General features: G+C 55.0%; 23 protein-coding genes and 1 tRNA gene. 18 read left to right on the forward strand and 6 right to left on the reverse strand.

Annotated elements, in window-relative coordinates; all coding sequences use genetic code 11:
• Positions 1–93: 93 nt before the first annotated feature.
• The gene (locus tag JUK32_RS22905; protein ID WP_204141193.1) at positions 94–414 is read left to right on the forward strand and encodes an endonuclease domain-containing protein; all 321 of its coding nucleotides are present in this window, start codon (positions 94–96) and stop codon (positions 412–414) included.
• Between the two features lie 65 nt (positions 415–479).
• Positions 480–707, forward strand: coding sequence for a hypothetical protein (locus JUK32_RS22910; RefSeq protein WP_204141194.1), 228 nt, complete (start codon positions 480–482; stop codon positions 705–707).
• An 82-nt stretch (positions 708–789) separates the two neighbouring features.
• On the opposite strand, the gene JUK32_RS22915 is transcribed toward JUK32_RS22910, so the two are convergent.
• On the reverse strand, positions 790–1,683 hold the full coding sequence (locus tag JUK32_RS22915; protein ID WP_204141195.1) for a helix-turn-helix domain-containing protein: 894 nt from the start codon (positions 1,681–1,683) through the stop codon (positions 790–792).
• 547 nt (positions 1,684–2,230) lie between these two features.
• On the opposite strand from JUK32_RS22915, the gene JUK32_RS22920 reads away from it, so the two are divergent.
• The 10 genes from JUK32_RS22920 to JUK32_RS22965 all read left to right on the forward strand — a co-directional run bounded on the left by JUK32_RS22920 (position 2,231) and on the right by JUK32_RS22965 (position 12,044).
• On the forward strand, positions 2,231–3,880 hold the full coding sequence (locus JUK32_RS22920) for an arylsulfatase (protein WP_204141196.1): 1,650 nt from the start codon (positions 2,231–2,233) through the stop codon (positions 3,878–3,880).
• Between the two features lie 169 nt (positions 3,881–4,049).
• Entirely contained in the window at positions 4,050–4,886 is an 837-nt protein-coding gene (locus tag JUK32_RS22925) for a bile acid:sodium symporter family protein (RefSeq protein ID WP_204141197.1), read from the forward strand.
• Between the two features lie 169 nt (positions 4,887–5,055).
• The gene (locus JUK32_RS22930) at positions 5,056–6,504 is read left to right on the forward strand and encodes an outer membrane protein (RefSeq protein ID WP_204141198.1); all 1,449 of its coding nucleotides are present in this window, start codon (positions 5,056–5,058) and stop codon (positions 6,502–6,504) included.
• A 97-nt stretch (positions 6,505–6,601) separates the two neighbouring features.
• Positions 6,602–7,237, forward strand: coding sequence for an LURP-one-related/scramblase family protein (locus JUK32_RS22935; protein ID WP_204141199.1), 636 nt, complete (start codon positions 6,602–6,604; stop codon positions 7,235–7,237).
• A gap of 48 nt (positions 7,238–7,285) precedes the next feature.
• Positions 7,286–8,086 (forward strand): hypothetical protein, encoded by an 801-nt coding sequence (locus tag JUK32_RS22940; RefSeq protein ID WP_204141200.1) that lies wholly within the window; start codon positions 7,286–7,288, stop codon positions 8,084–8,086.
• A gap of 125 nt (positions 8,087–8,211) precedes the next feature.
• A complete protein-coding gene (locus JUK32_RS22945) occupies positions 8,212–9,114 on the forward strand; it encodes a MarC family protein (RefSeq protein ID WP_204141201.1) in 903 nt (300 codons plus the stop codon).
• A gap of 55 nt (positions 9,115–9,169) precedes the next feature.
• Positions 9,170–9,745 carry a YqhA family protein gene (locus JUK32_RS22950; RefSeq protein WP_204141202.1) on the forward strand — a complete coding sequence of 192 codons (576 nt, stop codon included), beginning with the start codon at positions 9,170–9,172 and terminating at the stop codon, positions 9,743–9,745.
• Positions 9,742–11,202, forward strand: a complete 1,461-nt coding sequence (locus JUK32_RS22955; RefSeq protein WP_204141203.1) for an MFS transporter — start codon at positions 9,742–9,744, stop codon at positions 11,200–11,202. Before JUK32_RS22950 ends, JUK32_RS22955 begins: the two co-directional genes overlap by 4 nt.
• Positions 11,203–11,241: 39 nt before the next feature.
• Positions 11,242–11,655 carry a DUF1622 domain-containing protein gene (locus JUK32_RS22960; RefSeq protein ID WP_204141204.1) on the forward strand — a complete coding sequence of 138 codons (414 nt, stop codon included), beginning with the start codon at positions 11,242–11,244 and terminating at the stop codon, positions 11,653–11,655.
• A 2-nt stretch (positions 11,656–11,657) separates the two neighbouring features.
• Positions 11,658–12,044: a YidH family protein gene (locus tag JUK32_RS22965; RefSeq protein WP_204141205.1), complete on the forward strand. Its 387-nt coding sequence runs from the start codon at positions 11,658–11,660 to the stop codon at positions 12,042–12,044.
• Between the two features lie 94 nt (positions 12,045–12,138).
• On the opposite strand, the gene JUK32_RS22970 is transcribed toward JUK32_RS22965, so the two are convergent.
• Complete coding sequence (locus JUK32_RS22970) at positions 12,139–12,543, reverse strand: DUF202 domain-containing protein (protein WP_204141206.1); 405 nt, start codon at positions 12,541–12,543, stop codon at positions 12,139–12,141.
• Positions 12,544–12,641: 98 nt separating this feature from the next.
• On the opposite strand from JUK32_RS22970, the gene JUK32_RS22975 reads away from it, so the two are divergent.
• The 3 genes from JUK32_RS22975 (at position 12,642) to JUK32_RS22985 (ending at position 15,706) form a co-directional block, all read left to right on the forward strand.
• Positions 12,642–13,052 (forward strand): YidH family protein, encoded by a 411-nt coding sequence (locus tag JUK32_RS22975; RefSeq protein ID WP_204141207.1) that lies wholly within the window; start codon positions 12,642–12,644, stop codon positions 13,050–13,052.
• 90 nt (positions 13,053–13,142) lie between these two features.
• Positions 13,143–14,612, forward strand: coding sequence for a DUF202 domain-containing protein (locus tag JUK32_RS22980; RefSeq protein WP_204141208.1), 1,470 nt, complete (start codon positions 13,143–13,145; stop codon positions 14,610–14,612).
• A gap of 185 nt (positions 14,613–14,797) precedes the next feature.
• Entirely contained in the window at positions 14,798–15,706 is a 909-nt protein-coding gene (locus JUK32_RS22985; protein WP_204141246.1) for a formylglycine-generating enzyme family protein, read from the forward strand.
• Between the two features lie 336 nt (positions 15,707–16,042).
• Here the strand turns inward: JUK32_RS22985 and JUK32_RS22990 are convergent, their stop codons facing one another.
• Positions 16,043–16,801, reverse strand: a complete 759-nt coding sequence (locus JUK32_RS22990) for an Mbeg1-like protein (protein ID WP_204141209.1) — start codon at positions 16,799–16,801, stop codon at positions 16,043–16,045.
• 371 nt (positions 16,802–17,172) lie between these two features.
• On the opposite strand from JUK32_RS22990, the gene JUK32_RS22995 reads away from it, so the two are divergent.
• Positions 17,173–17,589 (forward strand): DUF4332 domain-containing protein, encoded by a 417-nt coding sequence (locus JUK32_RS22995; RefSeq protein WP_204141210.1) that lies wholly within the window; start codon positions 17,173–17,175, stop codon positions 17,587–17,589.
• 80 nt (positions 17,590–17,669) lie between these two features.
• On the opposite strand, the gene JUK32_RS23000 is transcribed toward JUK32_RS22995, so the two are convergent.
• A complete protein-coding gene (locus tag JUK32_RS23000; protein ID WP_204141211.1) occupies positions 17,670–18,845 on the reverse strand; it encodes a transaldolase in 1,176 nt (391 codons plus the stop codon).
• A gap of 285 nt (positions 18,846–19,130) precedes the next feature.
• A complete protein-coding gene (locus JUK32_RS23005) occupies positions 19,131–19,352 on the reverse strand; it encodes a hypothetical protein (RefSeq protein ID WP_204141212.1) in 222 nt (73 codons plus the stop codon).
• Positions 19,353–19,375: 23 nt separating this feature from the next.
• Here JUK32_RS23005 and JUK32_RS23010 point away from each other — a divergent pair, with 23 nt between their 5' ends.
• Positions 19,376–19,543: a hypothetical protein gene (locus JUK32_RS23010; RefSeq protein WP_204141213.1), complete on the forward strand. Its 168-nt coding sequence runs from the start codon at positions 19,376–19,378 to the stop codon at positions 19,541–19,543.
• 291 nt (positions 19,544–19,834) lie between these two features.
• Here JUK32_RS23010 and JUK32_RS23015 read toward each other — a convergent pair.
• Positions 19,835–19,907: transfer RNA gene (locus JUK32_RS23015), tRNA-His, on the reverse strand.
• Between the two features lie 252 nt (positions 19,908–20,159).
• Between JUK32_RS23015 and JUK32_RS23020 the strand changes: the two genes are divergently transcribed.
• Positions 20,160–20,540, forward strand: a complete 381-nt coding sequence (locus tag JUK32_RS23020; protein ID WP_204141214.1) for a DUF4359 domain-containing protein — start codon at positions 20,160–20,162, stop codon at positions 20,538–20,540.
• Positions 20,541–20,629 lie beyond the last annotated feature (89 nt).

Consider the following 20,629-nt stretch of genomic DNA (forward strand, 5'->3'; position numbering starts at 1 on the left):
CTGGGCCGAATTAAACGTCGAATCAGTCGAACCAGTCGCTGATTTCGACTCCGCTCAATCAGCTAGGTTTCCTCCCTGGCAGACAGTTGAGGGTTGAGCAGAGTCGAAACCCGTCTACGAAATAATTGTGCCTGCCCACTTATCAATGTCTTAAAACCCTATAAACACCGTGTCTTAAGACAACACCCAATCCATCATTTCATCGTTGATTTCTATTGTCATAGCCTCAAATTAGTCATTGAGGTAAAGGGAGATAGCCATTTCGTTGAAATGGCTCAAGCCTATGACGAGAGGAGAACTCTAATATCAGAAAGCTATGGTTTACAAGTTCTCCGGTTTACCAACCAGCAGGTTCTCCATGACTTTGAGGCAGTTTATATGGAAATCGAAGCTTTGAGTGATGTCCAAGCCTGAGTATCGTCGTCCATCACCGCTGCCTCAACTCGAAAAGTTAATGCCCTCAATCGGAGGCAGTAGATATGGCCTTAGTCAACTTTCAAGAAGCTCAAACTTACCTTGAATTCTTACCACTCCTGCACGACTTGCCCAAACAGCCCTTTTTCATCGTTTACGATCAGGTGCTGACCGGGGGAGTGGTGAAAAAGTCCACAGCGATCATCAATACCTGTTGGTCGCTCTTCAACTCATCCACGCTATCCGGGCCGCCGCGCCCGCTCAACTGGTTAGGGGCTAGGTATGGGTCCTGAACCAGCCTAGGGACTTTTCTCTTGCCGCCGCACCTTGACATAAACGTCGCTCGATTGCCCAGAGCGTCAAGGTTTCAAGCGGTCAGGTTGTATGCCGCAAGGTAGCTGACGGAGCTTCACTAAATAAGCATCTATATTCGTGGGCAAAGTGCCCCAGACTATAAAACCCCCAGGCATGGGCAATATTAGCGACAGTTGCATGCTCAGGATCGGCAGCCAACAGGGCTTGGCGCACCCCGTTGAGGCGCTGCTGCTTGAGGTAGGCCATCGGCCCCATGCCAAAAATATCTTGAAAGCCGTAGATGAGCGATCGCCGACTGGCATGTACCGCGATACTCAACTCAGCCAAAGTCATCGGGCGATGGAGGTTGGCGATCATGTAGTCTTGCGCCTGGGCAACGATTTCGGCTCGCCGTAGGGGCCTTGGGGCTTGCTGGGGTTGACTCAGCGCATTACACAACAGGGGCAGCAAATCTCCTTGAATCAATCGCAGCAGATCCGGAGACTGCAGTATCTGGGGATGATGATCCATCAAGAAAATTACTTGCCTGAGATAACTGCTGTAGGCGTCTATATGGGTAGGCCATGCGGTGACAATATTTTGTCGGAAGAAAGCATCGTCAAGCTCATGATGTCCCAATTGGTTAGCGAACAATTGCAACAGCGATTTATTCACTTCCACCAACACCACCGACAAACCGGCAGCCGAGCTGACCAGGTTGGCCTCTCGCTGGGGGTCAAACCCGAAGAGACAGTTCGTGTTTAACGGTGTCCCATGGGCAAAGTGAGAAGAGTCCTGTTGGTGAAGCACCAGCCCAAACGCCAATGAGTCTCGCGGTTTCTCCCCAACAATTTCGACCGTGCAGTTAGTGACTAGCCGCCCAATCGAGAGCCCCTCTAGTTGCAGCCTAGAGACCACACCTTGAAAAGGTTTGGGGTGCAATTGCCGAAATTGTGCTCCCCATTTGCGAAACATTGAGCTACAGAGGTCAGCATCTCGGAAGCACTGGGTTTGCAGGGGGGGACTTGGTGTAATTGAAGACATTGCACGCCGACCAAAGAATAATGCGAAAGCGACTAACTTTCTGTGCGCTGATTAGAGCCCGCCAATTTCTCGATCGGACATCACAATATATTAAGACCTTACACCTTTAAAACTTGCACTTTTCACACAGTTGCCATCTTATTGCTGACGACAACCAAGCATAGCTTCAGAAAGTTGCACTTTCGGGATCTAAACACCTTATTTGTTAACACCCGGTTAATCCATTCCACCACCGCCAAAGCGTTTAAAAAAAGCATGCTGAACTGTCAAGCCTCATGGCTAGGGGCTTTACAGCGATTCATCAGTCATTAGGAAAAATAGTGCGCAGCGGTTGTTTGGCGTCAGAAAACAGCCTGAAATAAGACAACTCTTGTAGCGAAATATGGACGACAAGAATGCCTTGCCAAACAATATCTATGCTATGTTTCTAGGGCTCTTGTCCTACCAAATTGCGTTGTTACCTGCGTCTCAAAGTTCTATGTTGCATTCTCTACGTTGTCCGAATCAGCTTCGGACTTGGTTTAAAAAAACGATCGCGATCGCGATCACAGTCACGTTCCTCTTCGTGGGCAACGTGCCCTGGGGCCGCGCTGCGATCGCGGCCAGCTATTCATCCTATGGGCAGGCCAAAGCGGCCACGGCCTCAACCGATAAACCCAACATCGTTGTCATTTGGGGTGACGACATCGGCCAGAGCGATGTCAGCGCTTACACCAAAGGGCTTATGGGCTTCCGCACCCCCAACATCGATCGCGTGGCCGATGAGGGCATGCTATTTACCGACTACTACGCCGAACAAAGCTGCACCGCTGGCCGTTCGGCCTTTATCACCGGCCAAAGCGTTTTTCGTACGGGGTTGAGCAAAGTCGGCTTGCCAGGGGCAGACTTAGGCCTCAGAGCCGAAGATCCGACGATTGCGGAACTGTTGAAAGAGCAGGGCTACGCCACGGCGCAGTTTGGCAAAAATCACCTGGGTGATAAAGATGAGTTTTTGCCGACCAACCATGGTTTTGATGAGTTTTACGGCAACCTCTATCACCTGAATGCGGAAGAAGAGCCGGAACTGCCGGATTATCCCGACCCCGAAGAATTTCCCAACTTTGCCAAAAACTTTGGCCCCCGGGGTGTGATTCATAGCTTTGCCGATGGCCGCATCGAAGATACTGGCCCGCTGACCAAAAAGCGGATGGAAACCATTGATGACGACATCGCCGATCGCGCCGCTGCATATGTCAAACAGCAGGCCGCAACGGACGAGCCCTTCTTCTTGTGGACGAACTTTACCCACATGCACTTCCGCACCCACCCCAAACCTGAAAGTGTGGGGCAGTCGGGGCGTTGGCAGTCGCCTTACCACGACACCATGATCGATCATGACAAAAACGTGGGTCAGGTGTTGGATGCCCTTGACGAGGCGGGCATTACGGACAACACCATCGTCATTTACAGCACCGACAACGGACCGCACATGAATACCTGGCCCGATGCCGCCATGACCCCCTTTCGGGGCGAAAAGGATACGGGTTGGGAAGGCGCTTTCCGCGTGCCCTTTATGGTGCGTTGGCCGGGGCACATTGAAGCCGGCAGCGTGTCTAACGACTTTATGTCACACCTGGACTGGCTACCGACCTTTTTGGCCGCCGCCGGTGCTCCGGATGTGAAAGAGCAATTGCTGACCGGCTATAAAGCTAACGGCAAGCGGTTTAAGGTGCATTTAGACGGCTATAACTGGCTGCCCTACCTCACGGGGGAAACCACCGAAGCGCCTCGTGATGAGTATTTCTATTTCTCGGATGACGGTGACCTGTTGGCAATGCGCTATGACAACTGGAAGGTGCATTTTGCGCAGCAACGGGAAGCGGGCACTCTAGCGCTGTGGGGTGAGCCGTTTGTCGCCACGCGCATCCCCTGGTTGTACAACCTCCGCACGGATCCTTATGAGAAGGCCACCATTACCTCCAATACCTATTGGGATTGGTATGTGGATCATGTGTACCTATTGCTGCCAGCACAGAAGTTTGTGGGTCAGTTTTTGGCCACGTTCAAAGACTATCCACCGCGTCAAAAGGCGGCCAGCTTCACGATTGACGATGCCCTAGAGCAGCTACAGAAGTCGCCTAGTAGCTAGCGCATCCAGCCGGTGGTCGGCGATCGCACTCGCGTTAATTAAGCGGTGCGATCGCCAACTATTTCATGCCGCGAGTCATGGCGATAAATCTAGGTTTCAAGAGCCCCTTAATCAAGGCAGCGGAAACCTCTGGCCGTCGCTCTAAAGTGGAGCATTTAACCACAGACTAATGACTGAAATCATCGCTGTGTTAGCAAATCTGGCGACGTTGATCTTTGTGATCAGCAGCATGTTGGCGCTGGGATTGAGCCTGACGGTCAAGCTGATTCTGGCTCCCCTCGCCAATGTCAACCTGGTGGCGCGAGCCCTGGGCGTCAATTTTGTGCTGGTGCCGCTGGTGGCTTTTGGGTTGAAAACGGTCATACCGCTAGAGCCGTCTTTGGGTATTGGTTTAATGTTGCTGGCCACGGCTGCTGGCGCGCCCTTTTTGCCGAAACTGGCGCAGGCAGCCAAGGCCGATGTCGCCTTTAGCGTGGGGCTGATGGTGCTGCTGATGGTCGTTACCGTCGTGTATGTGCCAGTGGTGTTGCCGCTATTGCTGCCAGGAGTTTCGGTCAATCCTCTGGAGATTGCCCGATCACTCATTATTTTGATGTTGTTGCCGTTGGCAATCGGCCTCGTGATCAAAGCTCGCTATGCCGAGATCGCCAGCTCTCTGCAACCCCATATGGCTCAAGCTTCGACAGTCAGCTTGCTCGCGGTGTTGGTGTTAATGCTGGTGCTGAACTTTGACACCATGGTTGGGGCGATCGGTAGCGGGGCCATGATTGTCGCCATTCTATTTATCTTGATTTCACTGGCCCTCGGCTACTGGTTGGGGCCCACGGCAGGCACTCGACCGGTGCTGGGGCTGGGCACTGCACAGCGCAATATTGCGGCCGCCATGGTGGTGGCTACGGGCAACTTTGGCGACGATCCCAATGTCTTGACCATGATTTTAGTCGGGGCGGTGTTAATGCTCGTGATTCTGATGCCGCTGGCCGGGGAGCTGGGCCGACGTGCTTAGAAGCAACAGATTGCTGGCGATCGCGCCTAAATAAATATTGTTTTTCCGAGTTCATTTAGACCCTTGAGTTCCAGGCATGTCGGTTGCTGTGATGTCAGCCCAAAACCCTTCGGCGCATTGATCTTAAAGACCGTCTGGGCAGTTAACTCAAGAACTCCAAGGATAAAATATGGTTGATATGTCTGACTTACCCCCGCAACCAACCCCTTACTCAGTACCGAGTAAAATTACGGCGCTGTCGATATTGGGGCTCGGCGTTTTTTCGAGTGCCGCGATCGCGACAGAGCCCACCGCTAAGGTTCACTGGTCGCTATCTGATGGCCCAGAGTTGGCAGCACAGCACACTTCACAGTCTGTTTTCCATCCGGCAACTGGGGCCACGGAGCGCTTCGAAAAAGCGACATTGCCAGAATTCGCCCGTCCGATTCCCCATCAACCGGGTATTGCGCAGAACTCACCCATCAGAACCGTTGCGGCTGATGTCGATGCTCCGGTAGCAAGCGTCAAGCTACGGGTTCCTGTGGGAACAATGTCTTCGATTAATCAGCCAGTTAGCCTCGCCAGCCTGAACCAAGCGCCGCCTAGCATGTCGGCCAATCTAGTGACTGATGCCGCCTCGATGCCAAATTATCGTCCGGTGTCAGAGTCAGTTGGCCTGGGTGGCGAAGGTGACTTTGACCAGCGGGCCATGGGGCTAGCCGGGATTGAACAGCTAGAGCCCATGGCTAGCCCGCTGACTGACGAGACTTTGCCATCCCCAGACGCCAACCCAGTAGAAGCGCCGGTGAGTCTCAATGGTGATGTCGACGAATTTGGGGATAACAGCCCATGGCGCTTTGAAATCAGACCGTTTGTGGAGTTGCCCTTTAGAGTGCAGGGCGATTTTGGCTTTGATACCGAAATCGATTTTGACGGCAATGATGGGGACAACGATGATGGAGACGACAGTGGTGGCATCGATTTGTCGTTCGATTCTGGCTTTGAGCTGGAAGACTTGTTTGCGCTCGGGGGGGAAGCCGAGGTCTGGTACAACAATTTCGGAGTGCTGTTAGGGGGCTACTACGCCGACTTGGGGTCACGGGTGCTAGTGGGGGTCAGTGCCGAAGACCGGGCGATCGCCACTTCGGTCCGTCTGAGAACTTCTTATGTGAGAGCCCAGGCTGCCTTGGCTTGGCGCATTGGTCGGTTTGCCTTAGCCCCTGAGCCAGCCGACTCCCAACCGCAGGATGAAGTCTTTCCAGCCGTGAATGTTGATCTAATCGGGGGCGCAGAATACATCGACTTTGACATTGAGGCTGATTTCAACAACCTACCGGACGTCACGCTAGGGCCAGATTGGCTCGCCCCCGCTGTACGCTTGCGAGCCGAATGGCTCTTTAACAGCCGTACGAAACTCATTACCGCTGGCGAAATTGGTGGCTTTGGTGTGGGGAACAGTCCTGATTTGCTCTATAAAATCTCGGTGGGCTTGGATTGGCGCATCTTTCCCAATTTCTCCATTCGTCCGGCCTATCGTCTGACTGACTACAACTGGCAGCGAGAAGGACGCTTCGCCGACAGTGAACTAGATTTGCGAACTCAGGGCTTGTTTCTAGGGCTGTCCTACGTTTTTGATTAGGCTCATTTCTTGGTTCGATGGCTTGGACGCAGAATTGTGGCCGCGCGATCGCCACATCATTCCACATCTATTTTTTTGACCTATTAGGAGACCAACCATGATGAAACGACGAGCGGCCCGCAACGGTGGCCTCCTGCAAGGGGGCAACGTGGGCGCTACACCTCAACCTCCAGTGGCGGACTTAGCCGGGAACGATCGCCGCGCCGCCTTGCAAAATTTGCAGCAGTCGGCGGCTCAACGTATTGGCACCCGCTTCAAGATGCGGGAACGGTTGTTTAGCTTTGGCGATGACTTTTTCATCACGAATGAGCGCAACGAAAAAGTCGTTAAAGTCGATGGCAAACTCCTGCGGGTGCGGCAAACTCTAATCTTTGAAGACATGCAGGGCCGTGAGCTTTACACCATCAAAGCCAAGTTGATCGATATTCGCGAAACGATGGTGATTAAGCGGCCCAATGGCGATCGCGCGGCGGTCGTTCACAACGCCCTCATTACGCCCCTCCGCGATCGCTGGCAAATCAACATCCCCGGTGGCGAGGATTTGATCGCCCAGGGCAATATCCTGCAACACGAATACTCGATTCGGAAAAAAGGCGAGCGGCGGCCAATCGCCGTGATTTCCAAAAAATGGTTTCGGATCCGAGACACCTATGGCGTCGAGCTAGAGAGCGCCTTTGATGCCCCGTTGGTGTTGGCCATTACGGTCACGATTGACCTGATGGCCCATGCCTAAAGCCACCGCCTCATCATTTGTTACTGACTTTCAACGGAAGCTTGCGACATGAATATTGGACCGTTACAACTGGCCGCGATCGCCTTTGATAACCCCACCTTCAAAGGCGAGATCTTGGCAGAACTGGATGCCGTGCGCGGGCGGGGCGTCATTCGCCTGATTGACTTGCTCTTTATCTATCGGGACGCCACGGGCGATGTCACCGTCATGACCGACACCGACGTCGAGGCCGCCGACCTGGCTGACTATGGCGAGGTGCTCAGTCCGCTACTGGGCCTGGGCGATAGTCGCGCCGCTGAGATGAACGGCACCTCGGTGGATCATGGGTATGGCCTCTCGTTAGATGAGATTCGCGGCGTGGTGGCGCAAATGCCGCCGGACTCCGCCTTGGCGCTCGTGCTGTTTGAACATCGCTGGGCGGGGGGGTTAGCCGCTGCTGTCCGCGAGGCCGGGGGACAGCTGCTGGCCCAGGGCATTCTCACCCGCGAGGCCGTGCTCATGGTGGGAAGTGAACTGGCGGCGATCGCCGAAGCCGAGCAGGTCATCGCCACCACCGAAGCCCTGAAAGGCGCGGCTGTGCTCGACGCCCTGGCCTTTACCGAAGCAGCAGCCGAAGCCGAAGCGTTGATGGCCGACGAGTTGGCGACCTCGGCCATGGCGGCGGAAACGCTCCGCACGTTGATCGCGGCAGGCGTGGTGGACGACACCGAAATCGAAACAGCCATCCTGGCCCTGGTCGCCGGGGGGCTACTCGCGCCAGACCTGGTTGCCGATGCTCTAGATCAGGCCGATAGCATCATGGCCGCGATTGAAGAAACGATCGCCGCCCAAGCGAGGGCCGAGACTTAGGGAGCGTCATCCATGCAGTGCAGACATCTTGCCGGCGCGGCTTTTCCGCGCCCGCACTCTCCAACTCCCGGAACGACCGTCAGCGTGCCAAATGGCCTGTTCGTATCTTGTTAAGGATTGAAAGTATGAGTAAAAGCCGTCACCAGATTGCTCCCGCTATCACGGCGGATGCCAGGTCGACCCGGGTACTCAGCCGCTGGAGTCGGCCCAAGCAGCCCTCACGACCGGTCATCATTGTGGGGGTAGCCGCGATGCTCGTGGCCATGATGGCGACTACCGCCTTGGCCGAGATCGCGGATGTTCCGATGTTGGTGCAAGACGGCGTCACCCCACTACGGCCTAACATGTGGGTGATCGCGGAAGAAGTCGCCCAAGAAAATTTTGCCGAGCAGTTTGGCAGCTTCAATCTCTTTATTATTTTCTTTGTGACCTTGGGGCCGCTCAAAGTGATTCCGACCTTTCTCCAGGTGACTTGCCAGGCCGACCGAACCCTCAAGCGACAACTGGCCTGGCGCAGCACCGCCATGGCCAGCTTTATGGCGTTGGTCGTCGTCCTGATCGGGCAAAACCTGCTGCGGATTTGGCAAATTCAATTACCGGCGTTGATGATTGCCGGGGGCATTTTGCTCTCCCTGGTGGCCCTCCGGCTGATTTTGGCCCAATACGCCGTGGGCGAATCGGCTACGACCGCCTACGATACGCCGGGGCTGCATTTAGCCATGACGCCGCTGGCCTTTCCGGCCATTTTGCCCCCCTTCGGCATCGCAATCGCCCTGATGTTGATGGTGCTCTCCACCAATCTGGGGTTCAGCCCGACCACCCTGATTCTGCTGTTGCTGTTAGTAATGGCCCTGAATTTGGTCTCCATGCTCGCCGCGGTTCCCATCATTAAATTCGTGCGGCCGGTGACGCTCAGAATCCTGGGATTTTCCTTGGGGGTCATGCAGTTTGCCTTGGGCATTCAATTTATTCTGTTTGCCTTGGAGCTTGAGATCCTGGTGCTGAAACTGTTGCTCCGGGGGCAATAGAGTTACGACGCTCAAATCACCGGCAATATTCGTGTCTTTTGAGAACAGAGAGATCATGACCGACCCGACTGCTCCTGGTACTGCCAGCATCATGCCCAGAATTGCCCAGGTCATTAAGTTAACCCGTTTAATTAGCGTCTTGGCCGTGTTGTCTTCCTTACTCGGTTCACTCGTGATGTTTTGGATTGGCACAACCAACACCCTCCAGGCCGTCTTATTGGTGCTAGGCATGGAAGAGCCAGTTCTAGAAGGGAGCCGGATTGATCCGACGGAACTCGCGACGATTGAACTTTTAGAATGCCTGGATGATTTCCTGGTGGGGTTGGCGTTTTTATACTTTGCCTACGGCATCTACTCCCTATTTATTCAACTCGGATACAAAACGCCCGATGAGCCTTCCTGGCTGCGGGTCAGTAGTATCGGTACGCTCAAAAAAACCTTGCTGGAACTGTTGGTGGTGCTGTTGACGGTGATTTTTGTAAAAGGTCTGCTAGAGCGCCTGTCATTCCGGAGCCTGGAATGGACTTATTTGGTCATTCCCCTCTCAATTTTGGCGATCGCTGCTAGCACGCGTCTGCTGCGATTTGACAGCGAGGAATCGGTCTCAGCTACGGAGGAGGAAGCGAGATGACAAGTACAGCTTCCCCCATCTCCTTTGAAGAACGCCTGGATACCTCGCCCATTACCCGCACCATGTGGTGGCTCTGGCTGCTGTCAGCGGGACTGATCGCCCTGGATGGCTTTGACTTTTTTATCATTGGGGTGGCGATTCCGCTCCTGCGGCAGGATTTTGGACTGGAGGCGGCGGCGATTGGGGCGGTGGCGACGGCAGCGATCGCGGGGTCCCTCGTCGGTTCCCTCACGTTGGGGCCAATCACCGACCGGGTAGGACGACAGCTGATGCTGATCGTCGACGTGGCGATTTTTGTCATTGCCACCACTGGCACCGCTCTGGCCTGGGATGCCACGTCGCTGATTGCCTTCCGCTTTTTGGTCGGCGTCGGTATCGGGGCTGATTACCCCATCAGCGTGTCTTACATCACGGAGAATGTGCCCGCTCGGTTTCGCGGTCGCATGGTGATTGGGGCCTTTACATTTCAGGCCGTCGGCGCGCTCCTCGGTGCCTTGACCGGGGTCGTTACCCTGTCGATCTTTAAAGTGCTCTATCCCGATACCGACCAGTTCGCCATTCAATATGCCTGGCGATGGATGCTCGGGGTGGGGGTCTTGCTGGCGGTGGCGGTGGCGATCGTCCGGCTCAGTTTCAGTCTCGAAAGCCCCCGCTATTACATCAGTCGAGGCGAATATACCGAAGCCGCCACCGCCGCCACGCAACTGCTCGAAGCCCCCATCTCGATCACCCCAGAGCTAGAACCCCCCATCGCCACGGAGCGTCCCACCTTTGGCGAATTATTGAATGCCCAGCATCGTCGCAGTACGCTGTTGGCCTCGGTACCCTGGTTTTTGCAAGACATTGCCACCTACGGGGTGGGCATCTTTACCCCCGCCATCATCGGTCTGTTGGCCTTTGCGAGCGAGCCCGATTTCCTCAGGCGAGAAATCGACTCGGCGACCGGATCGGCAATCGTTGATCTGTTCCTGATTCTGGGATTCATCGGGGCACTGCTCCTGGTTGAAAAACTGGGCCGCATTCGGCTCCAAATCATTGGCTTTGTGGGCATGGCGGTGGGGTTAGGGATTCTCGCCTCCTCGAGTCTGCTCCCGCCAGGCAGTCGGGGCGAAATTGGGCTAGTGCTCAGCGGCTTTCTGATATTCAACTTATTGATGAATGCGGGGCCGAATGCCACCACCTTTTTGCTGTCGGGGGAGGTGTTTCCCACGTCGCTCCGCGCAACGGGGGCGGGGTTTGCCGCTGCTTTTGCGAAGGCGGGGGCGGTACTTGGGACTTTCGGGTTACCGATTTTGCGGCAATCTTTGGGGGTGCCGTGGCTATTAATTGCACTTTCGGGATGTTGTTTGGTCGCGGCGTTGCTTACCTTTGTCTTACGGATTGAAACCACCGGGCGATCGCTGGAAACCGTCCAAGCGTTAGCGGCAGCACTGGAAACCGGTACCGGATCGACGTAGAACGCAAGAACATTTGTAATTTATGGACAAGACGACCAGATGGCGTGGTTAATACATATTGAGGAGTTTTTCTTTGTCCTAGCCGAGGTGGGCCAGGTCTTGCTAGAGGCGATCGCCATTCTCTGCATATTTATTGGCATTTTGACCACGGCTCAATTGGTCATCAAGCTCCTGCGGCGTCGCCAAGGTGTCCCGTTTCCCTTCCTGCAAGTGCGCCTCAGATTTGGCCTCTGGCTGGCGATGGCATTGGAATTTCAGCTCGGGGCCGATGTTCTCACGACCACCATTTCTCCGGGGCGTGAAGAACTGACTCGGCTCGCCGTGATTGCGGTGATTCGGACCTTTTTAAACTACTTCCTGAATAAAGAAATGGAGACCCAAGTAGAACTGCGAGAGCAGGCTCGAAAGCATAATTATCAAAGTTTGTTAGCGAATGGGCCTGAGAGTGAATGACCATGCAAAATCCATACCCTCCCAATCCCCAGCCGGAACTGGCTCGCGAGCGTAATCGCATTGCCGCCGATCGCTCGCTGCTGTCATTTATTCGCAGTAGCGTCACTCTGATCAGCATTGGCGTAGGGATCAATCAAGTTTCCAGCATTTTTGTGCCGATTGTGTCGTACCTCGGCTATTGGATCTACCTGCTAAGCGTTTTGATGGTGGGGGTCGGCGTCATTACCCTCGTCTTTGCGGCCCACGATTATCGAGGCGAGCTCAAACGTCTGCAACAGCCAGAGTACTATTTCACGCCGCGCTGGTCGCTTGGGGGCGTTACCGGGTGGATTATTCTGGTGGCTGGTTTATTGACGCTTCTACGGCTATTGCGAACGCCCGTGTATTGACTTGCCGCCTGAGGCATACGGTTACGGTTAATCACTCCCCCCAGTGTACTGTCCGACTAATGAGCCATGCGATCAGTCTGCCTGATCAGTCTGCCTACAAAAGCAAGGTGATGACCACCAATCCCAAGATCCCACTCAGGATTACCCCCAGGACAACAAAGTGATTCAGCCGCGACACCGACTGCAGAACATAGTCTTCGCGCTCCAGCGATTTAACTTCCAAGCGGTGCTGAACCAATGCCAATGCCAGCAGCGCCGTGCCCAGTGCAATGAACGCAAGGCTGATGGTATGAGTCAGCGCTTCTCGCTGCAATGGATCCGTGTCCGGCAGCTGTTGGCGTACCCCTTGATAAACGCGATCAATGGCGACCCCAAAGCCAATCAGCGTGAGCGATTGGCCGATCCAGGCATTCATGGTGCGTTCTGCCGCCGCACGGTTTCGTTCTTTGGCCAACTCGTTGTTGGTGCCAAACAGCTTGGGGGGTTGATCAGAGCTCACGGGGCTAGTCTCTCCTACTGGTGACGATGCCGATACTTGGGTGTATTCTCCGCGCTTCGTTCAGTGTTCGTTTATTGTTTAACAAAAATATTGCTGTTATGAGTGATGTAAATTCTACCCCTCACGTGCCGAACCCGGGGACTGAACTCGCCAAGGAGCGGAATCGCGCGGCTGAAGAGCGGACGCTAATGGCTTGGATTCGCACCGCTCTGGCGCTGATTGGTTTCGGCTTTGGTATTGACAGTATCGTCGCGGCGATTCAACAGGCTTTAGGCGACGCCGTGAACCCAGCACGCCTGACGCGCCTCTTGGGACTCGCCTTTGTCGCCTTAGGCACCTTCGCCATGCTTTATGCCGCGATCGATCATCGTCACCAGCTACAGCGCATTCAACGCAATGACTTAGTGTACGTATCGCGGCGATCGCCCGCTTTGATCGTCGCCTATGCCCTAGCCGTGATTGGCGGTTTAGCCTTTCTCAGTGTGCTGCTCAGTCCGTTACTGCGCTGAAATCAGCACTGCTGACAGGCCACTACTGGCTCTGATTTCTTGGCTTCTGACCGAACATCATTCATTTTCTAGAGTCTTCTTGCGATCACTATGACTGAACCTAACCAAACTCCGGCTTCGCATGAGCCCACGCCATCCCAGCCGCCCAGCAACAATGAACTCGCCATGCAGCGCACCGAAATGGCTCAGCAGCGTACGGGCCTGGCAGAACAACGTACCGAAATGGCCGAAAAGCGCACCGGCCTGTCGATTCAGCGCACCGACTTAGCCAGCGAGCGGAACGACCTCGCCGAGATTCGTACGGCCTTGGCCCGAGAACGGACACGCGCCGCCGCAGAACGCACTCTGATGGCGTGGATTCGCACGGCCCTGTCCATGATCAGCTTTGGCTTTGGCATCGATCGCTTGTTCAAATATCTGGATCAAACCGCAACCAGCAGCGGCATCAACGTGCTGACGGAAGAGCGGATCCTCGGGCTAAGTTTAATGTCGTTGGGGTTATTTACCCTGGTGGCAGCGATCATTAACCACTGGCGCATTCTCAAAAATATTGAAACCGAAGAGTTTGAATACATGCCAGGGTGGTCACAGGGGTTGGTGGTGGCGGTGGTGCTGCTGTTTTTGGGATTGGCCGCCTTTATTCCATTGGTCATCAGCGGGGTGACGTTAGGCGAAGTGTTTACCCTCGATAGTCAGGTGTTGCAGACCTTAGCTGCCTTAACGATTTTCCTGCTCATGCTGACCTTAGGCGTCCAAACAGAACTGTCGGACATGGTCCAACTGTGGCGGCAACCGCAATTGCTCGTTCGGGCTCTCTTCGCGGCGTTGATCTTGTTTCCCATCGGGGCTAGCGTGATCGGCTACGTCTTATTGCAGGGCACGGCGGCGGCATTACCCGTGGGCCTGGGATTGGTGGTGTTGGCCTCTGCGCCGGGAGCCCCGCTGTTAACCACACGGGCTAGTATGGCCGGGGGCAATGTGGCGATCGCCACCAGCTTGCAGGCAACCTTAGCGGCCCTAGCGGTGGTGATGACACCGCTGACATTGCTCATCTTCACGGCTATGTTTGCCAACGTTGAGGCCAGTAGCGACTTCCTCATCATTGCCAAACAGGTGTTAACCGTGCAGTTTTTACCGTTGGGCTTGGGGCTCGCGGTGCGTCGCTTCGGGGGCACGGCCGCCGCCAATATTGGGGACCTGCTCACCACCGTAGCCAACACGCTATTTATCGTGCTGGTGGTGTTCTTGCTCGGTCTTAGCTGGGTCTTACTGCCGACGGTGCCGTGGCGCGGGTTTGCCGTGATTCCCCCGGTGGTGCTGTGGGGATTGGCCTGTGGCCATCTGCTCGGCGGGCCAGACCTGGGAAATCGTTCGTCCATCGCGACTGGGGTGATTGCTCGTAACGCGGGGCTAGCGATATTTTTGCTGGCGGCCAATGGTGCCCCCCAATCGATTCCCACCATCATTGCCTATATGGTGGTCGGGGCCATCACTGCCCTGCCTTACAACATCTGGATTAAACGCCAGCAGGCCGCAGCGGCGGTAGTTACCACGGCCTAATGACAACTGCATGGAGAACTCTGGTGGCTTTTATGGTTAGACAACTGCTGGGTCGCTGCGTAGCGATTTCACAATCTGGGGCTCTGTGGGCGATCGCGGCGAGTTGCCTCCTCCTCGTTGGGGGCGAGTTTTTCGTTGGGTTGGGGGCGATCGTGATCGCCTCCCCGGCCCCCTGTCCCAGTGACATGGTGTACATCCCCAGCGGCACCTTCACCATGGGGTCTGACAACCCTGACTTTGTGGAAGAAAAAATCGCTGAGGATGTTACCGTCAGCAGCTTTTGCATCGAGCCCCACGAAGTCACCAATGCCCAGTTCGCCCAGTTTGTGGAGGCGACTGGCTACGTCACCGTCGCCGAGCGCCCCTTGTCGCCAGAGCAGTTCCCTGACTTGTCGGCAGCCGAACGGGCACCGGGTTCCCTGGTGTTTACCCCACCCGAAGCGGGGATTCAGCAGGTCGCCTACCTGAGCTGGTGGCGCTGGCTACCGGGGGCCAACTGGCGGCATCCCTTTGGCCCCAATAGCGACGTTGAGGGCAAAGACAATCATCCCGTCGTCCACATCGCTTACGAAGATGCCGTCGCCTATGCCGACTGGGCCGATCGCCAACTGCCCACCGAAGCGCAGTGGGAGTATGCGGCTCGCGGCGGCAACGACGAGTGGACTTACACCTGGGGCGAACAATACTCTGCTCAGCAGGCCAACACCTGGCAGGGCATGTTTCCCTTTTTCAATACCAAGGCAGATGGGCACCTGGGCACTGCGCCCATCATGTCTTATCCGCCCAATGACTATGGCCTCTACGACATGACTGGCAACGTGTGGGAACTCACCGCCACCTGGTTCACCCTAAACCATGACCTCATGGCCCATCAGCAAGACCCCAGTGGCCCCACTCAAGACGTGAGCTATGACCTCAAAAAGCCCATGGATGGAGCGATGCACGTCATCAAGGGAGGTTCTTATCTGTGTGCCAAAAACTACTGTAGTCGTTATCGTCCGGCGGCCCGCGAATCCCAGGCGTTGGATACCGGAACGACCCACGTCGGGTTCCGTCTAGTGCGCTCGGTCAATGACTCATCCGATTCAATCTAAATCGGCCATTGTCACATCGGCCCATCCTGACCTTGATCAGGGCGGCGGCGGCAGCTGACTGGAACTGAGGACTCTTAGAGGTGCCGTGAGCGTCAATTCCAAGAAAGCGATCGCCGCCCTCATGCCTGGGTCAACGTCAGTTCGACAGACTCGTTTTGCCCTCTCTCCAAACCTCTCTCCCAAAAGGAGAAAGGCTTCAAACCCTAGTGAATACGTGAGGAATTTTCTGGTGCAGAGTCGTTGGCGAGCATCGGTATCGTTTCATCGAACTCACGTTGGTCAATCAGCAAACCGCGATCGCGCCTGCGATGAACTCAGCAGCGCCAGGCATGAAGCCTAAACGTTGGCCTCTAAAGCTGCGATGTAATTGTCGATGTCGTGGTCTGAGAGTCGACGGGTGAGAAAGCGCCACGTCCATCGCGAGCCCAACTGTTGCAGTGCTGAAACATGTTCGTAGCCTTGCCACTGACGGGGCACCCGAGTCACGACATCCAAACCGTAGACAAAGCGATAGCTGTAGGGCACCCGCCGATCAAAAGACTCCACCAGCGCGTCATTGCCGACACGCGGCGAACCGTAGGTGTAGAGCTCAATGGCTTGCCCCGTCTCCGCTGCGAGATTGTACTGTATATCCAACGCGGCAATGGTAGCCAGCGCCCCGCCTAAGCTATGTCCCGTAAAAGTTAGCGGGGCTTGAGGGAAGGCTTTCAGAACCTTGATCAGTTCATCCCGCACGGCAAGATAGGCGGTCATAAAACCAAGGTGAAAGCGCACGTCGGTTTCGGCGGGATCACCATATGGGTAATATTGCTGCCGAAGCTGGAAGTTATTACTCCAGTCAGTGAGATTCTTTTCGCTGCCCCGGAAAACCACATAAACAGATTGATCCGTCGGGACGTAAATGACGGCGGCTTGGGTATCCGTTCGGATCGTCGCTAACGTATCGTTGGGATCCGCATTCTGCTTCTCAGCAATAGGGCTCGTGAGCGGCGTGACTTCGCCATTGGGAATGCTGTCAACCACAATCCCGTCCAGTTGTTCATAAATTTCTTTGCTGAGCCGGGCACACAGTAAGGCAACGTCGTTCTTTAACATGGGGGGCACCTCCAAAGACAAAGAGCAGCAATTTCAACATCCAAAGTGCTGAGCTTCTGGCCAGATCAGCACCTGCTAGCAGCCAGGGCTTGAGCGAGTTCGCCCCACCGTGAAGTGAACCGCCTCGCGAGATTGACCGACCACATGACATCGCAGACAGGACAACCTCAAGACCTAAAATTGCGATCGCCTTTTCCGCCACTTCATCGGGATCAAACGGTTTCGTCATCTACAAATCTACCCCTACCGCTTGCCCGTTTTGCTGTGAGCATGATGTCGGCCGACTTCGTCGGGATTACGTTGGGGTGAGGCCAAGCCTTGATGTGAATCTAAGATAAGGGTTATCCCAATTTTTCTCTAGGTCTTTTGCCATGGCTGCAATCCGTCGTCAACCCCATGCGATTCAGACACTGCCAGGGCTGAGTGCCGAGCATGCCACTCAGTTACAGCAAGCGGGATTCGTGACGACTGTCGATTTGCAACTGCTAGCGCGATCGCCCCAACAATTGCAGGCGATCGCGGCTCAACTCAAGCTTTCTCCACGCTACTTGCAAAAGTGGGCCGCCCTTGCCGACTTGGCCAGTTTACCAAGCGTGGGCTGCGACTACTGTGGACTGCTGTTACACAGCGGCGTCGCCTCGGTGGCGCAACTATCGCTACAGGCTCCGGGCCGCTTGCACAATCAAATTCGTAAACTACACACCATGACCATGCGCCGCTCCGACCTGTGCCCCACGCCGGATCAAGTCGTGCAGTGGGTGCGCGAAGCGAAACTGGTGCAGGGATAGTTTCGCTGAATGGAGGTACACAAAACCGCCCCTTCGATCGCGGCAAAGGGGCGGCATCAGGTTAGGCATGTCATACCGACCTAAACAGCGAGGGTGCAGGCTCCGCCGAGGCCGCAGCTCAGTTCTTCCTTCGTAACTTTGCCGTCATGGTCGAGATCGAGCGCATCGAAGACAGCATCGGTGCCCATCCATTCTTCGCGGGTGATAAGGCCGTCACCATCCAGGTCATAGGCTGCAAAAAGATCCTGCGTGGCATGGTTAGCCAGAGATTCGCCTTCGCCCAGCTGTACCAAGCGATCGGCGAGCAGCTGCTCCAGCGATTCCAGCGCTTTGCTAAAGCCCTTGATGCCTTCATCCAACTTCTCCGACGCCATCCGGTCATCCTGATGCATTTGGTCAAAGGTCGCTTTGTCCAGGGTGATCTTATCGATGTCCATGTCCGCTGCCTTCGCCGGGTCGAGCTTCCGTTCCAAAGTCTCTTCCTGGTCTTTCAGCTGGGCCAGCAGCTTGGGCGAAATCGTCAGCAAGTCGCACCCAGCCAGTTCGCAAATTTCGCCGATGTTGCGGAAGCTGGCCCCCATGACCTCGGTCTGATAGCCAAACTTCTTGTAGTAATTATAAATTTCAGTGACCGACAGCACGCCTGGATCTTCGGTGGGAGCATAGTCTTTGCCAGTTTCCTTTTTGTGCCAGTCGAGAATGCGACCCACAAAAGGAGAGATGAGGGTGACACCTGCTTCTGCACAAGCGATCGCCTGATGCAAGCCGAACAGCAGCGTCAAGTTGCAGTGAATGCCCTCTTTTTCCAAAATTTCAGCGGCTTTGATGCCTTCCCAGGTCGCGGCAATTTTGATCAGGATGCGATCGCGACTCATACCAGCGGCTTCGTATTGGGCAATCAGATCCCGCGCTGTGGCGAGCGTACCCTCCGTGTCGTAAGAGAGCCGGGCATCGACTTCGGTCGAGACCCGTCCGGGGATGATCGCCAAAATTTTGAGGCCAAACGCGACTGCCAAACGCTTAAACGCGAGGTTAGCAACTTCTTTATCCGAGGCGTCAGCTCCCGCCTCTTGCTTCGCGGTCAACAGGGTTTCATCCACGATGCCGTGATATTGCGGCATCTGGGCGGCTGCCGTGATAAGTGAAGGGTTGGTAGTCGCATCGCGGGGGGTAAACTGTTCAATCGCTTGAATATCCCCGGTGTCAGCCACCACGACGGTCAGCTCGCGGAGTTGCTCAAGTAAGCTCTGGGCCATGTCTTTTTCCTTTCATGAGTGAGAAGACGTCTGGATCATTATTCTATCCAGGCAATTGCCGAGCGACCGTCGATAGACCGGCGGAAAAATGCCAGCTGGGCCTACAACTTATTACCGATTTCACCACCGCCGTTGCGCCCCACAAACTTCCTAGATGGCAGGTTAAAGCCATCCCGTCGGGCCGACAAAAATCTTCTCACCGCGTCTAGAACGCCTTCCACACTAGGGGTTCACCCTTGCCCACTGACTGTCAGGCAGGTGACAACTGGCGACCATACCCCAGCCCTAGTCGTCTGAGCCCATGGATATTGACCCTGAGCACTCAGCGATCGCGATCGCGCCCCCAACAGTCTTCAGAATGTTGTTAGCTTTTACGATGATTGTTTGGCGACATTCCGCAAGAATACTCAACACTTCACAACGAAACTCCAAAAGATCCGTAGTTTCGGCCAGATAGGGCGGCGCTGACCAGGGCAACTTGGAATCAGGGGCAATGATCAACTGCACTCCACCAAATTGAGGTGAAGACCATGTCAGTGCGATGGAAACGACTTTTTTGGCAATCGATAATTTGGCTAGCGGCTGAAATCATTTTGACTTCCATCGGCTTCGATGACTTAGCAGACTACGGCGAGTACCACATCACATCCAAGCATGGAGCGATCGCTCAACTCGTCCAAAATATTCCCACGGCTTAAGCCACCGATGATACTCCAGGCAGCATGAGTTCCGCTTCGCGTTAAGCTGTTTTGCGTCAAATAGCCAGCCTTTGTGCTCGGCGTGCGTAGTCTGTCAGGGATCAGCCAGCTCTTGAGTTGCAGTTAACGCGCTATCCGCGAGGTGTGTTGAGTCAGCGATCGGGAAAACACTTAGCCCAGCCCCACGAACAACCGCCACAGACCAACAGCCCTGAAACAGTTGACTAGAACTTGCCGATCAAGCTAACCATGCTGGTTCGATAGCTAGTCTAATTACAAATCCAAAATAAGGGCGAACGAGGGGATTCGAACCCCCGAATGGCGGTACCACAAACCGCTGCCTTAACCCCTTGGCTACGCTCGCCATGCGTGTTTTTCAATATAACATTGCATCCCGTTTTGTTGACAAGCAAGGGCAGTAAATTCAGCCGTCGTGTAGGGATGACGGGTGCCGCACCACCAGAGCTGGCCGACCCACAAGATGCAGCAATGACTCTGCTAGCATAAACACTACTACGGAACCGTAGCGGCGATCGCACGTCTCAAAGGATATTGAGGCAACGGCTGGGAGTCGTTGTCGGCTGCGAGCGTCCAAGTTTTTGTATCTGGGTCAATAATGAAACTGTCTGTTCTTTTCGGGGCGGTCATCTTAGCCATCACCACGGCGGCGTTAGTGGTAACGAACCCTGGCCCGGAAGCCTATGCTGAGTACGTGGGTACACAAGCGCAGACCTACCTCACCGATGAAGTCTGCACCGATTTGCCCGCTGGTATTGGCGACTTGCTGGGCAATCAGTGTGGTGAAATGGTGCAGTCACTCATGCCACAGCTGGACAGCATAATTCGCGATCGCACCGAACGCTTAAATTTTGCGATCGGCAGCATTTATCGTACGTCTTTGGGCATTCCCGACATGCCCATGCTGCCAGAATATCGAGTTGAATCTCTGGCCATTCTCAATCGCTTTTTTACTTACTACTTTTCTCAAGCGGGGTAGCTTTGAGCTGAATCCCTGGCCGCAAAGAGGACATTCCCAATTTGCCCATGTATCTATTCAGTTCTGGTCGGGTATCTTACCGGCAATCG

It is taken from the genome of Halomicronema sp. CCY15110 (assembly GCF_016888165.1).
Classification (GTDB): Bacteria; Cyanobacteriota; Cyanobacteriia; order Phormidesmidales; family Phormidesmidaceae; genus Halomicronema.

Coding starts and splice junctions, on each gene's coding strand:
- JUK32_RS22910 (WP_204141194.1), top strand. CDS start 480: ATGGCCTTAGTCAACTTTCAAGAAGCTCAAACTTACCTTGAATTCTTA.
- JUK32_RS22915 (WP_204141195.1), bottom strand. CDS start 1,683: ATGTTTCGCAAATGGGGAGCACAATTTCGGCAATTGCACCCCAAACCT.
- JUK32_RS22920 (WP_204141196.1), top strand. CDS start 2,231: ATGTTGCATTCTCTACGTTGTCCGAATCAGCTTCGGACTTGGTTTAAA.
- JUK32_RS22925 (WP_204141197.1), top strand. CDS start 4,050: ATGACTGAAATCATCGCTGTGTTAGCAAATCTGGCGACGTTGATCTTT.
- JUK32_RS22930 (WP_204141198.1), top strand. CDS start 5,056: ATGGTTGATATGTCTGACTTACCCCCGCAACCAACCCCTTACTCAGTA.
- JUK32_RS22935 (WP_204141199.1), top strand. CDS start 6,602: ATGATGAAACGACGAGCGGCCCGCAACGGTGGCCTCCTGCAAGGGGGC.
- JUK32_RS22940 (WP_204141200.1), top strand. CDS start 7,286: ATGAATATTGGACCGTTACAACTGGCCGCGATCGCCTTTGATAACCCC.
- JUK32_RS22945 (WP_204141201.1), top strand. CDS start 8,212: ATGAGTAAAAGCCGTCACCAGATTGCTCCCGCTATCACGGCGGATGCC.
- JUK32_RS22950 (WP_204141202.1), top strand. CDS start 9,170: ATGACCGACCCGACTGCTCCTGGTACTGCCAGCATCATGCCCAGAATT.
- JUK32_RS22955 (WP_204141203.1), top strand. CDS start 9,742: ATGACAAGTACAGCTTCCCCCATCTCCTTTGAAGAACGCCTGGATACC.
- JUK32_RS22960 (WP_204141204.1), top strand. CDS start 11,242: ATGGCGTGGTTAATACATATTGAGGAGTTTTTCTTTGTCCTAGCCGAG.
- JUK32_RS22965 (WP_204141205.1), top strand. CDS start 11,658: ATGCAAAATCCATACCCTCCCAATCCCCAGCCGGAACTGGCTCGCGAG.
- JUK32_RS22975 (WP_204141207.1), top strand. CDS start 12,642: ATGAGTGATGTAAATTCTACCCCTCACGTGCCGAACCCGGGGACTGAA.
- JUK32_RS22980 (WP_204141208.1), top strand. CDS start 13,143: ATGACTGAACCTAACCAAACTCCGGCTTCGCATGAGCCCACGCCATCC.
- JUK32_RS22985 (WP_204141246.1), top strand. CDS start 14,798: ATGGTGTACATCCCCAGCGGCACCTTCACCATGGGGTCTGACAACCCT.
- JUK32_RS22990 (WP_204141209.1), bottom strand. CDS start 16,801: ATGTTAAAGAACGACGTTGCCTTACTGTGTGCCCGGCTCAGCAAAGAA.
- JUK32_RS22995 (WP_204141210.1), top strand. CDS start 17,173: ATGGCTGCAATCCGTCGTCAACCCCATGCGATTCAGACACTGCCAGGG.
- JUK32_RS23000 (WP_204141211.1), bottom strand. CDS start 18,845: ATGGCCCAGAGCTTACTTGAGCAACTCCGCGAGCTGACCGTCGTGGTG.
- JUK32_RS23010 (WP_204141213.1), top strand. CDS start 19,376: ATGTCAGTGCGATGGAAACGACTTTTTTGGCAATCGATAATTTGGCTA.
- JUK32_RS23020 (WP_204141214.1), top strand. CDS start 20,160: ATGAAACTGTCTGTTCTTTTCGGGGCGGTCATCTTAGCCATCACCACG.